Below are 13,854 nucleotides of genomic sequence, written 5' to 3' on the forward strand. Positions count from 1 at the left end.
GTTCGGCCAGATCAACGCCCGTCTGGTCGGCCCGGACGCCCCTCGCATCCTGCCCTGGATGCCGGAGGACGCGAGCGAGCGGAAAGGCCGGTGGCGCGGGTCGATTCCCCGGCCACCGGCCGTCGTCGTGGAGCGTAAGGCGCTGCGTCAACCGTTGGGGCCGGGACGCCAGCACCCGCCGTGGTACTGGAATGCGCCGGCGGCGGGCCGTGGGTCGGGGGCGTAGCCGACGGTGACCCCCTCGATAGGGGTGCCGAAGTTGCGGGCGGGGGAGTCGGCTCGCAGGCAATAGTCGCGGTTGACGGGATCGACGAATCGGGGGTCGCCGTCCCTGGAGGGGACGAAGTTGCGATCCTGGGGGAAGGAGGGGGTTCCGGTCACGGAGATCTCGCCGAGGTTGTTGGTCAGGGTGCTGCCGGTGGCGTCCGAAATGTTGAGCAGTCTGACGCCGCCGGTGTTGTTCTCGATCCGGTTCCCCCGGGAGGGGCCGCCGCCACCGTGCAGGAAGACGGTGCCGTACGGGTTGTTCCAGCCGACGTTGTTGTGGACGTGCGCGTTGCGGACCCTCAGGTCCAGATAGATCCCGGGCCGGGCCCACGTGGTGCGGGAGGGCATGCTCAGATCGTCGTGCACCGCGTTGTGGTGGATGACGGTGCCGGTCATGTCGAGCTCGCAACAGGCGTAGACGGCGCCCGCGTCGGTACTGAGCATCGTGTGCCGGTGGATGTCGTTGTAGCCGATGTCGGCGGCCACGGCGTCGGGTTCGAGCACGTGCCAACTGATGTTGACGCCGCTTCGGCCGGTGCGCTGGATCTCGTTTCTCACGATGGTGTGCCGGTCGCCGCCGACCTCCACGCCGGCGGCGTAGGTGCCCATGTAGTCGACGTCGCGGATGGTGTTGAACCAGGCGGTGTTCTGCGAGCCCAGGAGCGCGACCCCGTTGCCCGCGCTGTAGGCCAGCGTGCTCCGGGCGATGGCGTTGCCGGTGCCGCGCAGGATGATGCCGCTGTCGGTCTCGCCGGTGGTGAAGGAGCCGCAGTTGTTGCCGGTGGTGGTCCGATAATGCGACAGGTACTGCGCGTTGATCCGGTCGAGGTGAACCCGGGTGCTGGTGTCACCGGTGCGGATCGAGGTGCCGAACAGGCGAATGCCGTCGATGGTCGTGTGACTGATGCCGTTGAGGTCGAATCCGAAGTCGCGCCGCTTGACCTCCACGTCGCCGCCGGCCGGGCTCGCACCCGTGGGCGTCCAGACATAGAGGCGCTGACCGTCCTGCGCGTAGAACCACGTGCCGCGCTGAGTCATCGCCTGAAGCTTGCCGAACAGGTAGTAGCGGGTGTTTCCCGGCGGATCGACGCTGTTGCTGGGGCAGATGCCGTCGGTGAGCCCGAGCGACCCGGGCGAGTAACCGCCCACCCGCGTGGTGAACGGCCAGAACCAGGTGCTGGTGTAGACCTGAGCGCCGTTCCAGTAACCCGCCGGCTTGCTCAGACCGGCATCGCGGATCATGCCGTCCGTCGACCCCGCCCCGGCGAACCGCAGGCTCGGCTGCAGCAGGTCGCGCGCCGGGTCGAAGTCGGCCCGGCCGGGGGTCGCGTCGGTGGGGTCGGCGTCGGTCGGGTGCGGCCACTGGCCTTCGGGCAGCATCGTCCCGCCGAAGAACACCTGCTGCACGACCGGCCCCGGCAGGTCCAGGCTGTAGATCTCCCGCGCCCGGACCCCGGCGGCGAACTCCGAGTGCGTCAGCGTCGGGTCCGCGCTCACCAGCGCGTCCAGGTCCGTCGTCGTGACCTGCCGCCACGCGCTCGGCTGCGCGAGGTTCGCGCCGTTCACGGTGACCGACTCGCCCTGGTACGGCCGGTACGTGATCCGCGCGTCCTCCGTACCCGAACGAGCCGGTCTGATCGTCTCCCGGTAGACGCCGGCCCGAATGTTGCAGGTGTCCCCGGCCTGCATCACCACGCCGCATCGCTGGATCGTTCTGAACGGACCGGTCACCGAGGTCCCGGGATTGCCGTCATTGCCCGTCGGCGACACGTAGTACTGCACCGCGGCGTGGGCCGTCCGCATCGGCGCCACCGTCCCCGCCGCGATGAGGACCCCGACGAGCACCGCCCTGTTCCATCTCCTCAACGCTCCTCCTGAGCAGATCGGGACATGTGAAGCCGAGTATCGAAGCCGGCGGTGTCGAAGGGCCAAGACCGCTTCGGTATCGCCCTAGACCTCACGGGTATGACCCGGCCCTCGGCATCGTCGGAGGGGAAGGGAATCGCCGTGTCGCAGGTCTTCCGGGACTTCGACGAGTTCGACATCGCCACGTCCGGAACGGTCATCCACGGGCGTCGCGGTGGCTCGGGGCCGCCCGTCCTCCTGTTGCACGGCATCCCCGAGACGCACCTCATGTGGCACCGGGTGGCGCCGCGCCTGGCCGAGCGCTTCACCGTGGTCGCCACCGACCTCCGGGGCTTCGGCGCCAGCGGCACACCTCCCAGCGCGCCGGACCACGCCCCGTACGCCATGCGCGCCATCGCCCGCGACCAGGTCGAGGTCATGCACGCCCTGGGACACGAACGGTTCGCCGTGGTCGGGCACGATCGGGGCGCGCGCTGCGCCTACCGGATGGCGCTCGACCATCCCGCGGCCGTCCGCCGGCTGGCCGTGCTCGACATCGTGCCCACCAGGGACGCCTTCGCCCGAGCCGACAAGGACTTCGCCCTCGGCTATTGGGCGTGGTCCTTCCTCGCGGCGCCGGAACCGGTGCCCGAACGGCTGATCGCGGCGGCGCCCTCCGTTCTCGTGGACCACATGCTCGACACCTGGTCGCACGCGCCGGACGCCTTCCCGCCCGAGGTCCGGGCCGCCTACGCCGCGCAGTTCACCGACCCCGCCACCGTGCACGCCATCTGCGAGGAGTACCGCGCCGCCGCGACGCTCGACCACGAGCACGACGAGGCCGACCGCCACGGGCGGCGCATCGCCTGCCCGACGCTCGCCCTGTGGAGCGCGTCCGGACCCGTCGCCCAGTGGTACGAGCCGCTGGAGGTCTGGCGGGCCTGGGCCGACGATCTGCGCGGCGGCCCCATCGACGCCGGGCACTTCCTCCCCGAGGAGGCACCCGACGAGACGGTCCGGCACCTCCTCGACCTTCTCCTTTGATCGTTGTGCGATGCCGTCAGAGTTGTCGCCAGTCGTGCCAGGTGCCGTTGGGGGTGTTCTGCCAGCGGTGGTGGACGCCGCCGTCGTTGTTGGCGAAGATCTCCAGGCGTCCGTCCTTGTTGCGCAGGGCGCGGACGAAGTGGCCGCCGCCTCCGAGGTCGACCCATTCTCGCCACGTTCCGGTCGGGTCGGTCTGGTGGTTGTGCCGCAGGACCTCGTCGTTCATCGCGAACACCTCGATCCGCCCGTCGTTGGACTCGATCGAGGCGACGCGGGCGCTGGCGGGTCCGCCGAGGGGTCGCCAGTCGTGCCAGTCCCCGCTGGGCGCGTTCTGCCAGCGGTGGTGCACGCCGCTGGGGTTGGTGGCGAACACCTCCAGGCGTCCGTCGTGGTTGCGGCTCAGCGTCAGGTGTTCTCCGCCGCCCCCGAAGTCGACCCATTCACGCCACGTCCCGATCAGGTCGGTCTGGCAGGTGTGGCGGAAGATGTCGTCGTTCATCGCGAACACCTCGATGCGTCCGTCGGCGGCCGGGGCGGCGGCCAGGCGGGCGGAGGCGGGTCCGCCGAGGGGTCGCCAGTCGTGCCAGGTGCCGCCGGGGGTGTTCTGCCATCGGTGGTGCACACCGCTCGGGTTGGAGGCGAACACCTCCAGGCGCCCGTCATGGTTGTGGGCCACCGCCAGATGGTCGCCTCCGCCGCCGTGGGTGCCCCAGGGGGCCCATGGTCCGGAGATCTGGGTCTGGTGGCGGTGCATGAACGCCTCGCCGTTCATGGCGAACAGTTCCAGTCGCCCGTCGGTGGACGCCGACAGCGCCACGGTCGCGCCCGCCGGCCCGCCGAAGGGCTGCCATCCGCTCCACGCCCCTCCGGGGCTGTGCTGATAGGTGTGCCAGACCTGGTCGATCGCTCCATGGAAGAGTTCCACCCGTCCGTCGGCGGACATGCCCACCGCCAACCGCTGCCGCCGATCCGGCACCGGAGGGCCGACGGCCCTGATGGCCTCCTCCAGCAAGGCCCGGGCCTTGCCCTCGGCCTGGTCGTAGCGGTCGGGGAACGCCGAGCGCTGCACCTTCTGCGCGGTCTGCCCGGCGGTGAGACCGGGATACCGCTGCTCGACGCGGACGGCCCGGGTGAAGAACTGCTCGGCCGCGTAGGGCACGTGCATGATCTGCTGCGGGGTGCCCCATCCCTGGCTGGGACGCTGCTGGAAGACCCCGAGGGAGTCGCGGTCCCCGCAGCCGAGGTTGTTCATGTGCGACTCGACCCAGCCGGCCTCGAAGCCGGCGAGCATCACCTTGTCGGAGACGCGGAGGTCGCGCCCGACGACGTACACGGTCTTGGTGACCTCGAGGTCGCGGTCCGGTGGGACGCGGCAGGGTGCCATGACGCTCGTTCCCCTCTGTGCCTGTCGCCGTCCAGGCGATCTGGACGGGCCGTCGCCCGTGCGACGACTGCACCCGGGAAGCGCCAGATCCCATCACGCACCGGTCAGATCCCAACGCGCGCCCCGTTCCGAACGGCGAACGGTCGCGAAGGTCAGCGGACGAGGTGCGGGCGCAGGAGCTCGGCCACCTCCTGGGGCGCCTGCTCCGGAATCCAGTGCCCGACGCCGGTCAGCGTGTGGAAGGTGTACGGGCCGGTCACGAACCTGCGGGTGCGTTCGGCGCCCTTGCGGCTCAGCGCGGGGTCCTTGTCGCTCCAGATGTACAGCGCCGGGACGGTCACCCGGGCCAGGCCACGCGGTGAGTTGAACGGCATGCCCCGGTACCAGTTGAGGGCCGGGGTGAGCGCACCCGAGTTCACCAGATGGTCCGCGTCCCTGGCGGCGTTGGCCTTGGTCTGGCCGCCGGCCGCCACCCCCTCGATGAGGCGCGTCCTCGCGCGCCGATGGAGCCGGCGCACGACCAGCTCGGGCAGCCAGGGGATCTGGAAGGCGTACATGTACCAGGACATCAGGAACTGCCGGCCGGTGAAGAGGGACCACATGAACGCGGCGGGGTGGGGGACGGACAGCGCGGTCACGGTGGCGACCACGTCCGGCCGGTTGGCGGCGAGCGTCCAGGCGACCGCCGCGCCCCAGTCGTGCCCGACGACATGCACCTTGCCCCCGCCGGGCCGGGCCGTCTCGATGAGGGCGAGGACGTCGTCGACGAGTTGGGACATGCGGTAGGCGAACCTGCCGCGCGGCCGGGCCCGGGGCGCGTATCCGCGCTGGCAGGGCGCGAGTGTGCGATAGCCCGACTCGTGCAGCAGCGGCGCGAGCGCGTCCCAGGAACTCGCCGTCTGGGGGAATCCGTGCAGGAGCACCACGACGTCCCCGTCGAGCGGGCCCTGATCGACGACGTCGAACACCAGACCGTTGCGCTCGAAGGACGTGATCCGCCGCCCGTCGATGCCGTGTTCCGTGGTCATGGGCGCTGGCCTTCCTCTCGTCGCTTACCGGTGGTCCTTTGACGTCTGGACCCATTGCCCGTGGAAGGTGTAACCGAGGCTCTCGGGGACGGGAAGGGTGCAGACGGGCCCGTCGGCCACGGATCGGGCGTCGAAGATGACGATGTTCGTGGCCCCGGCGGTGATCCGGGTCTCGTAGGCGATGAGCCAGCCGTCGTCGTCGAGCACCCCCGTCTCCCGGGGGACGAAGATGGGCTCGCTGACGAGGTGCCCGGGACCGTAGTCGTGGATGTCGCTCTCGCCGCTCTCGGTGTCGTAGCGGGCGACCGCCGTCAACGCCATGCCCGCCGTGGCGTCGGCGGCGGCGGCGCCGTACACGTTGCGGTGCGCCGCGGTGGAGCGCCGCATGTCGATGGTGGGCCATTCGAGCGGCAGCCCGTGGATCTGGTGGGACTCGACCTTGCCGGAGGCTCCGACGCGGTACCGCCAGAGGCGGCCGACGGGGAAGGAGGCCGGGTCGGTGAGGTGGCTGATGCTGGAGATGGCCTCGTGCATGACGGTCCAGGACCGGAAGCGGACGAGGTCGAACACGATGTCGTCGCCGTCGTCATAGGCCCCGGCGAAGTGCCACTGGAACCAGGGCTCGGTCTCGATCACGCGGAACGGGCCCCCGTCGCGGGGGACGAGCAGGATGCGCGTGGGCTCATCGCGGTGCCAGCGCATCGCCTCGAAGGCGGAGAGCCGACCGGACATGACGGCCACCGGGTCGAGGATGACGGGCCCGAGGCAGAACACCAGGTGAGTGGCGGTCATCGCGAAGTCGTGGACCATGTGGCGGCGGGGCATCCTGATCGAGCGCAGATGCTCGGTCGGCCCACCGCGCCTCGAACGATAGATCTCCAGCCGGGGGACCGGCCCGTAGACGCAGCCGAAGTTCCACAACTCGGCGGTGGTCGGATCCCAGCACGGGTGGGCCGAGTACGGCGTGCCGAGCCGACGGCCGAGGAGACCCGACGGCTCCAACGCACGGTCGAGGTCGCACCGGCCGAGGGTGTCCAGCGTGTCCGGGTCCAGCTCCCAGGGCATGTCGGCCTCCCACAGCGCCAGCAGCCTGCCGTCGATCATCGTCACCGACGTGTTGGCCTGCGAGGCGGCCGGGCGGAACGCGTTGCGCAGCCGGCCGCCGGGGGCGTTGGCACCGGGAAGGCGGAGGGGCGGGGTGCCGGTCCCGCGCGCGTCGAGCGAAGCCCGGTACGAGGGTGTACGGACATAGCGGGAACGCACGCGCACCGGGCCGCCGGGCGCGAACGTCACGGCGCTGACCAGGCCGTCCCCGTCGATGAGGTAATCGGACAGGTGGTTGCCCGCGCCGTTGCGGTAGAGGGTCCCGGCCAACCCTTCCGGGACGGCCCCCTGGCTCGGGCGGAGCTCGGCGTCGACCTCTCGGGCCCAGCCGCCGCGACGCAGATCCATGAGACCCCCAATGTGATCAGTGAACACATCCATGTGATCGCTGATTACATCCGGTCCCGGGTCGGGTGTCAAGGTGTGGTACGACTGGCTTCATGAGCACCCGGGTGGCCGGTCGGCCCTACCACCACGGATCCCTGCCGGAGACGCTGGTCGCGCACGCCGTCCAACTGCTGGACGAGGCGGGTGTCGAAGCGGTGGTCGTCCGCGAGGTGGCCCGCCGGGCCGGTGTCTCGCCCTCGGCGCCGTTCCGGCACTTTCCCGACCGGGCCGCCCTGCTGGCGGCGGTCACCGAGGCCGTCGCCATGGACTTCGGCGAGATCCAGATGGCCGCGGTGAACTCGGCCGACGCCGTCCCGTTCAGGGCCTTGGGGAGCGCCTTCGTGCAGTACGCGCTGGCCCACCCGCACCGATTCGCGCTGCTGCGCGGCGCGGTCCTCGGCGCGGATCGCACACCCGCCCTGGAGGAGGGCCATCGCGCCTTCACCCAGGGCATCATCGAGATGATCACCGCCGGGCAGCGCCGCGGCGAGCTGCGGCGGACCGATCCCGAGGTGATCAGGATCGCCGCTCAGGCGCTGGTCTACGGCCTCTCCCAGATGTTCATCGACGAGTACCTCGACGCCTCGCGCGCCGATGTGCTGATCGACCAGGTCATCGACCTGTTCGGCCTGGGCGTCCTCGCGCCCGACAGCGATCTGCGCCGAGAGGCCGGAGCGCCCCCGCCGCCGACCACCGGTCACTGAGCGGCGTCCGATCCCGGACCCTCCCCGAGGGCGGTCGAGTCCGTGTGTCCACGGGCACTCGACAGAACCGCGCGAAGTTGGGTATTACATTGTTATATGACGCACTGGTTCCCCCCGGGGCACCGCGTGCATCATCGGAACGTGCGTGACCGGCCGCCGAATGTCGCCGCCGTCGCCGTGCCCGTCCGTTTTTCGGTTGTGTGCTTCTCCGAAAGGTCGTGATGCGATTGAAGAGCCGGCCGAGGGCGGCCCTCGTGGCGCTGATCCTCACCCTCTGTCTCGGTGGCGGCCCCGCCCATGCGGACGCGCCGCCGACGTACTACCTGGCGTTGGGCGACTCGGGGGCGGTGGGCGCCCAGGTCGGTCAGGGCCCCACCGACGAGGGGTACACCGACGTCCTGCACGCCGCCCTCAAGGCGGACCACCCCGATCTTCGGCTGGTGAAGCTGGGGTGCGGCGGCGAGACCACCACGACCATGATCAAGGGCGGGATCTGCTCCTACGACGCCGGTTCCCAACTGAACGCGGCCGTCGACTTCCTCGAACGGCATCCGGGCCGGGTCGAGTTCGTGACCTTGAGCATCGGGGTCAACAACGTCGGCTGCCTCCTTCAGGGCGACGTCGTCTGCGGCCTGCGGGGCACCGGAACCCTCGTGGCCGAACTGCCGCAGATCATCGCGAAGCTGCGGGCGGCGGGCGGCGACACCCCGGTGTACGCGTCGGCGACCTCCTACGACCCCGGCCTGGCCTCCTGGGTGAAGGGCGACAAGGCCACCGCCGTCGCCTCGGTGCCGCTGGTCGACGCGTTCAACGCCGTGCAGCGCGCGGCGGCCCTGGTCGGCGGCTTCAAGGTCGCCGACGTCGGCGGCGCCTTCGCCACCCACGACTTCTCGACCACGGTGACGATGGCCCCGTACGGCACCATCCCGCTGAACGTCGCACGGATCTGCGCCTGGACCTCCCAGTGCACCCACGGCGACGGGCACGCCAACGCCGAGGGATACCGGCAGATGGCGGGCGCGTTCCTGCGCGTCGTGTCCTGACGACTCCCCCCATCGCGGGCCCGGTCGAGCGATCCGCCCGCGCATCCTCGCCCGGCACCCGCTCGCTGAAAGGACGTTCCATGTCCGTCGACCCCGACCCCTCCGGGGGGCTCACCCGCCGCGCCGTGCTGACCGGCGGGGCCGCCACCGCCGCCGGCCTGGCCTTCGGCTCCTGGTTCGCCCCGTCCGCCGCCGCCCGGACGAGCCCGAGTTGGCCGAACGCCACGCTGACCGGTGAGGCCGCCCGCCGCGTCGACCCGGCCCAGTTCCTGCCCTGGGAACAGATCCACACCTGGCAGGAGTCCGCCGACGCCGTCGGCCTGCGGGCCACCGGCACCCCTTCGCACCACGCCTACGTCGACCGCCTGGCCGAACGGATGGAACGGGTCGGCATCCGCGACATCCGGACCGACCAGGTGCCGCTCGAACGCTGGGACCCCTCCCAATGGAGCCTGGACGTCGTCGGCGGCCAAGATGCTGGCCCCGCCGAGGTGGCCTGGTACGTGCCGTACTCCGGCGACACCGGACCGGAGGGCGTCACCGCGCCGCTGGCGACCCAGCCCCGGAGCGGCACCATCGGCCTGGTCACGATCAAGCCGCCGGGCATCCCCTTCCTGCTGATGGACCTCATCGACTGGGACGCGCCCTGGCAGCCCCACCACGCCCCCGGCTACAACCCCCTCGCGCTCTATGACCGGCCCTGGATCGGCGGCATCCCGGCCCAGGGCACGCTGGACACCTACAAGGAGGCCGGCGCGGTCGGCCTCATCATCGTGCTCGACCTGCCTCCGGAGATCGCCCGGGGCCAGTACCTGCCCTACGACGGGAAGATCCGCGGCATCCCGTCCCTCATCGTCGACCGCGACACCGGGGCACGGCTGAAGAAGGTCGCCGACGCCCGCGGCGAGGTCCGTCTCCGGCTGCAGGCGACGGTCACCGAGACGACGACGCCGAACGTGTACGGGGTGATCCCCGGCGCGTCCGACGAACTGGTGATGCTGCAGTCGCACACCGACGGCACCAACGGGATCGAGGAGAACGGGCCCGAGGGCATCCTGGCGATGGCGCAGTACCTGTCCAGGATCCCCTCGCAGCAGTTGCCCCGCTCCGTCCTGGTCCTGATGACCACCGGTCACATGGCCGGAACGATCGGCACCGACACGTTCCTGCGCCGGCACGCCGACGGCCTGGTCGCCCGCACCGCGGCGGCCATGAGCCTGGAGCACCTGGGCGCGCGCGCCTGGCTGCCCGACGCCGACGGCGACTACCACATCGCGCCCGACCCCGAGCCGGCCATCTGCTTCACCTCCCCGCACCCCGCCATCATCGCCGCCGCCCGGCGGGCCCACCTCCGGTCGCGGACCGGGGACGCCCGGGTGATGCGGCCCTTCCTGCCCGACCTCGAACGCCGGGAGTCGCCCAGCGGGTTCTGGTGGCCGGGGGACGGCGAGGGCCTGTGGAGGATCGCCGCCCTGCCCTCCCTCCAGTTCATCACCGGGCCGACCTATCTGCTCAACGCCGACATGCCGACGATGCGGTTCGTCGACACCCACGCCATGCGCCGCCAGGCCATCGCCTTCACCGACGCGGCCCTCGAACTGGCCCGCACTCCGCGTCACGATCTTCGGGAACGGCGCATCGACGACCCGTCCTTCGTCCTCGACGTGCTGCGCCGCTTCGGCCTGGCCTGAGGACGGGGCACGGAGCGCATAAAATTGCGCGAAAAATGCGGGGCGACGGTCTCATAACCATTGGTGATGACCACCGGTATTGGACGTCCGGGTCGCCGGCGGAACAGCATTTCGGGAACAGCATTCTCTTGAGGAGGAAGCGTGACCGAAAATCATCGCGGCGCCCCGTCGCCCACGAGGCGCCGGCTGTTGGCCGCCGGCGCCGCCGGGGCGGCCGCCGTTCCGCTGGCCGGCCTCCCCGGCGCCGCCGCCGGCACCCGGACCCCACCGGCCCCGTCCACCGGCCGCGCCGACCCCAACGGCAGGTTCGCGGGCAAGGTGGTGCTGATCACCGGCGCCACGTCCGGGATCGGTCGGGCCACGGCGTACGAGATGGCGCGGGAGGGCGCCAAGGTGTTCTTCTGCGGGCGTCGCACCGAGTTGGGACGCCGTCACGAACACGAGATCCGAAAGTTCGGCGGCGACGCCACGTACATGCGCGCGGACGTCACCCGGGAGGCCGACGTCGAGGCGTTCGTCGGCGCCTGCGTCCGCCGCCATGGCCGCATCGACATCGCCTTCAACAACGCCGGGATCGAGAGCCCCCGGGCGCTGCCCCTCCACGAGCAGAGCCTGCGGGACCTCGAACTCGTCTGGCGGACCAACACCGCCGGGGTGTTCCTGTCGATGAGGCACGAGATCCCGCACATGCTCCGGCGGGGTCGCGGCGTCGTCGTCAACACCGCGTCCATCTCCGCCGAGGTCGGTTTCGCGACCATCGCCCCCTACAACTCCAGCAAGCACGGCGTCGCGTCGCTCACCAAGGTCGCCGCGCTGGAGTACGCCGCCCGCGGCATCCGCGTCAACGCGCTCGCGCCGGGCGCGGTCGACACCCCGATGCTGCGCCGCGCCGCCGAGGCGTTCGGGGTGACCTACGAGGAGATCGCGCAGGACTACCCGATCAAGCGCATCGTCCAACCTCAGGAGATGGCCCGCGTGGTGATGTGGCTGGCCTCCGACGACGCCACCGCCGTCACCGGCACCGACGTGGACGCCTCCGGCGGCTACCTGACGGGCTGACCGCGGCGCCGCGACCGCCCGCTGATACCCTCCGTCGCGATCATGAAGGTCGGCATCGGTCCCGAGGACGTGACATTGAAGAACGCGCTCGTCGTCCTCGCCGTCTTGCTGACGACGTCATGCGGTTATTTCGACGACCGTTTCACCGTGGAGATCCCCCCGGCCGCCACGGCGGCCCCGTTGATCGCGGGCGAGGGCGCGCAGGTCTGGGTCGCCGAGGACCGGCGACGGATCGAGATCACGGCGGCGGGCGGTGCCTGCGACGAATCCGTCGAGATCCGGGTGTCGGAAGGGGCGCGGAAGGTCAGGATCGTCGTCCGCGTGACCTCGAACGATGGGCCCTGCGTCTCGGTGGCCCTGAGCCGAACGTTCCGGGTCGGGCTCAAAGAGCCGTTGGGCGACCGCGACATCGTCGGCGGCAACGGCCGCTCCTATCCGCGCTCGACCGATCGACCGAGAACGTACAGTTCCGACTCCGACATTCCGGTGCGGGTCGTCCACGAGGACTGACGTGGGTGCTGCGCCCTCCGCACACCTGGGGCGCCCGAGTCTCCGTGAAGAGGCCGGGCGGCCCGGGGGCGGTGGATGGGTCAGTCGGGCAGGTCGGCCACCCGGGGGGCGACCGGGCCGAACAGGTCGCCGATCGTGGTGAGGGCCGCGGCGTGCAGCGCGTCCGCCGGGATGGGTGCGCCGTCCGGGCCGGCCAGCGGGCGGGTCGCGCACGCCTCGGCCACGACGGTGGGCCGATGGCCGAGGTTGAACGCGCCCTGAGCGGTGAACTGGACGCACATGTGGGTCATGAAGCCCGCCAGCACGAGGTCCGGCCCCGCGCCGAGCCGGCGGAGCACCTCCGAGAGGTCGGTCTCGTGGAAGGCGTTCGGGAAGCCCTTCACCACGACCGGCTCGCCGTCCCGGGGCGCGACGCGGGCCTCGATCCGCCCGATCTCGGCGCGGATGTCGTACGGGCCGCCCTCACCGCCGTCGTTGACGACGTGCACCACCGGCGTTCCGGCGGCGCGGGCCCGGTCCAGCAGGCGGGCGGCGGCGTCCAGGGCGCGGTCGGCTCCGGGCAGGGCCATGACGCCGGTGCGGTAGGTGTTCTGGAAGTCGATCATGATCAGCGTGCCGGTCGACAGCGCGGGCAGCGCGCCGTCCAGGCCGATCACGTCGCGCAGGGTCGTCGAAACGGTCATCTCATCCTCCTGGATGCGGGAAAAAGGGAAGGCTCGGCCGCCGGTCGGACCGAACGGATCGGGACCGACCGAGGCGGGGACGAGGGATCAGGGACTAGGCGGCGGTCCGGAATCGTCGCCGGTAGGCCGCCGGGGTGGTGCCGAGCCGCCGCCTGAACGCCCGGTGCAGCGTCTCCGCCGACCGCAGGCCGCACGCGGCGGCGACCCGTTCCAGGGACTCGTCGGTGCCCTCGAGCAGCCGACGCGCCGCCTCCACCCGGGCCGCCTCGACGAAGGCCGCCGGGGTCGTGCCGGTCTCCCGGCGGAAGATCCGGGCGAAGTGCCGTTCGCTCAGGCGCATCCGCTCGGCGAGCGCCGCCGCCGACAGGTCGGCGGACAGGTTCGCGGTGACCCACGCCCGCAGCTCGTCGATGTCGCGGCGCTCGGCCGGGGCCTGCCACAGCGGGACGCTGAACTGGCTCTGCCCGCCCTGCCGCTTGAGGTACATCACCAACTGCCGCGCGACCGCCAGCGCGACCCGTTCGCCGTGGTCCTCGGCGACCAGGGCGAGCGCGAGATCCATGCACGCGCTGATGCCGGCGCCCGTCCACACGTTCCCCGACCGGACGTAGATCGGGTCGGGGTCCACCACGACGTCGGGGTGGTCGGCGGCCAGCCGGTCGGCGGTGGCCCAGTGCGTGGTCGCCGTCCGCCCCGCCAGCAGCCCCGCGGCGGCCAGCAGGTGCGCGCCGACGCACACCGAGGTGACCCGGCGGGCGTGCCGGGCGGTGTCGGCGATCCAGTCGACCAGCTCCGGATCGATCACCGGTGCGCCGCCGCCGTCCACCGCGCCGGGCACCACGAGGGTGTCCACGCGATCGCCGACCTGGTCGAAGGTCAGGTCGACCGCGAGCCGGACCCCGGCACTGGTACGCACCTGACCGCCGTCCGGGCCGGCCAGCAGCACCCGGTAGGGCGTGCGGCCGGACATCTCCCGGTTCGCCACGGCGAACACCTCCGCGGGTCCGGTGACGTCGAGGAGATCGACGTCCGGGAACACGGCGATGACGACACGGTGTGGAACGGCCATGCCCCTATTGTCACCTTGATGGGTCCGTGACCGCCA

The 13,854-nt window shown here is 71.4% G+C and carries 12 protein-coding genes; 6 read left to right on the forward strand and 6 right to left on the reverse strand.

Translation table 11 applies throughout. The features are described 5' to 3' along the window. Window positions 1-147: 147 nt before the first annotated feature. Window positions 148-2,133, reverse strand: coding sequence for a right-handed parallel beta-helix repeat-containing protein (locus tag DFJ69_RS26640; protein WP_147312415.1), 1,986 nt, complete (start codon window positions 2,131-2,133; stop codon window positions 148-150). 141 nt (window positions 2,134-2,274) lie between these two features. On the opposite strand from DFJ69_RS26640, the gene DFJ69_RS26645 reads away from it, so the two are divergent. Further along, window positions 2,275-3,156: an alpha/beta fold hydrolase gene (locus DFJ69_RS26645; protein ID WP_245974589.1), complete on the forward strand. Its 882-nt coding sequence runs from the start codon at window positions 2,275-2,277 to the stop codon at window positions 3,154-3,156. Between the two features lie 16 nt (window positions 3,157-3,172). Here DFJ69_RS26645 and DFJ69_RS26650 read toward each other — a convergent pair whose 3' ends face one another. The 3 genes from DFJ69_RS26650 to DFJ69_RS26660 form a co-directional block, all read right to left on the reverse strand. Next, entirely contained in the window at window positions 3,173-4,540 is a 1,368-nt protein-coding gene (locus DFJ69_RS26650) for a PLL family lectin (protein ID WP_116025118.1), read from the reverse strand. Window positions 4,541-4,692: 152 nt separating this feature from the next. Then, a complete protein-coding gene (locus DFJ69_RS26655; RefSeq protein ID WP_116025119.1) occupies window positions 4,693-5,568 on the reverse strand; it encodes an alpha/beta fold hydrolase in 876 nt (291 codons plus the stop codon). 24 nt (window positions 5,569-5,592) lie between these two features. Beyond that, window positions 5,593-7,020 (reverse strand): carotenoid oxygenase family protein, encoded by a 1,428-nt coding sequence (locus DFJ69_RS26660; RefSeq protein WP_170177783.1) that lies wholly within the window; start codon window positions 7,018-7,020, stop codon window positions 5,593-5,595. Between the two features lie 92 nt (window positions 7,021-7,112). On the opposite strand from DFJ69_RS26660, the gene DFJ69_RS26665 reads away from it, so the two are divergent. The 5 genes from DFJ69_RS26665 (at window position 7,113) to DFJ69_RS26685 (ending at window position 12,066) form a co-directional block, all read left to right on the forward strand. Further along, window positions 7,113-7,763, forward strand: coding sequence for a TetR/AcrR family transcriptional regulator (locus DFJ69_RS26665; RefSeq protein WP_116025121.1), 651 nt, complete (start codon window positions 7,113-7,115; stop codon window positions 7,761-7,763). Window positions 7,764-7,984: 221 nt separating this feature from the next. Then, window positions 7,985-8,806 carry an SGNH/GDSL hydrolase family protein gene (locus tag DFJ69_RS26670; RefSeq protein ID WP_116025122.1) on the forward strand — a complete coding sequence of 274 codons (822 nt, stop codon included), beginning with the start codon at window positions 7,985-7,987 and terminating at the stop codon, window positions 8,804-8,806. Between the two features lie 80 nt (window positions 8,807-8,886). Next, window positions 8,887-10,497: a M28 family metallopeptidase gene (locus DFJ69_RS26675; protein ID WP_116025123.1), complete on the forward strand. Its 1,611-nt coding sequence runs from the start codon at window positions 8,887-8,889 to the stop codon at window positions 10,495-10,497. Window positions 10,498-10,638: 141 nt separating this feature from the next. Then, window positions 10,639-11,556: an SDR family NAD(P)-dependent oxidoreductase gene (locus DFJ69_RS26680; RefSeq protein ID WP_211328777.1), complete on the forward strand. Its 918-nt coding sequence runs from the start codon at window positions 10,639-10,641 to the stop codon at window positions 11,554-11,556. A 42-nt stretch (window positions 11,557-11,598) separates the two neighbouring features. Continuing rightward, entirely contained in the window at window positions 11,599-12,066 is a 468-nt protein-coding gene (locus DFJ69_RS26685) for a hypothetical protein (RefSeq protein WP_116025124.1), read from the forward strand. Window positions 12,067-12,146: 80 nt separating this feature from the next. On the opposite strand, the gene DFJ69_RS26690 is transcribed toward DFJ69_RS26685, so the two are convergent. Together DFJ69_RS26690 and DFJ69_RS26695 are read right to left on the reverse strand one after the other, a co-directional pair. Beyond that, on the reverse strand, window positions 12,147-12,749 hold the full coding sequence (locus DFJ69_RS26690; RefSeq protein WP_116025125.1) for an isochorismatase family protein: 603 nt from the start codon (window positions 12,747-12,749) through the stop codon (window positions 12,147-12,149). Window positions 12,750-12,843: 94 nt separating this feature from the next. Continuing rightward, entirely contained in the window at window positions 12,844-13,818 is a 975-nt protein-coding gene (locus DFJ69_RS26695) for a GlxA family transcriptional regulator (RefSeq protein WP_116025126.1), read from the reverse strand. Window positions 13,819-13,854 lie beyond the last annotated feature (36 nt).

It is taken from the genome of Thermomonospora umbrina (genome assembly GCF_003386555.1).
Taxonomy (GTDB): Bacteria; Actinomycetota; Actinomycetes; order Streptosporangiales; family Streptosporangiaceae; genus Thermomonospora; species Thermomonospora umbrina.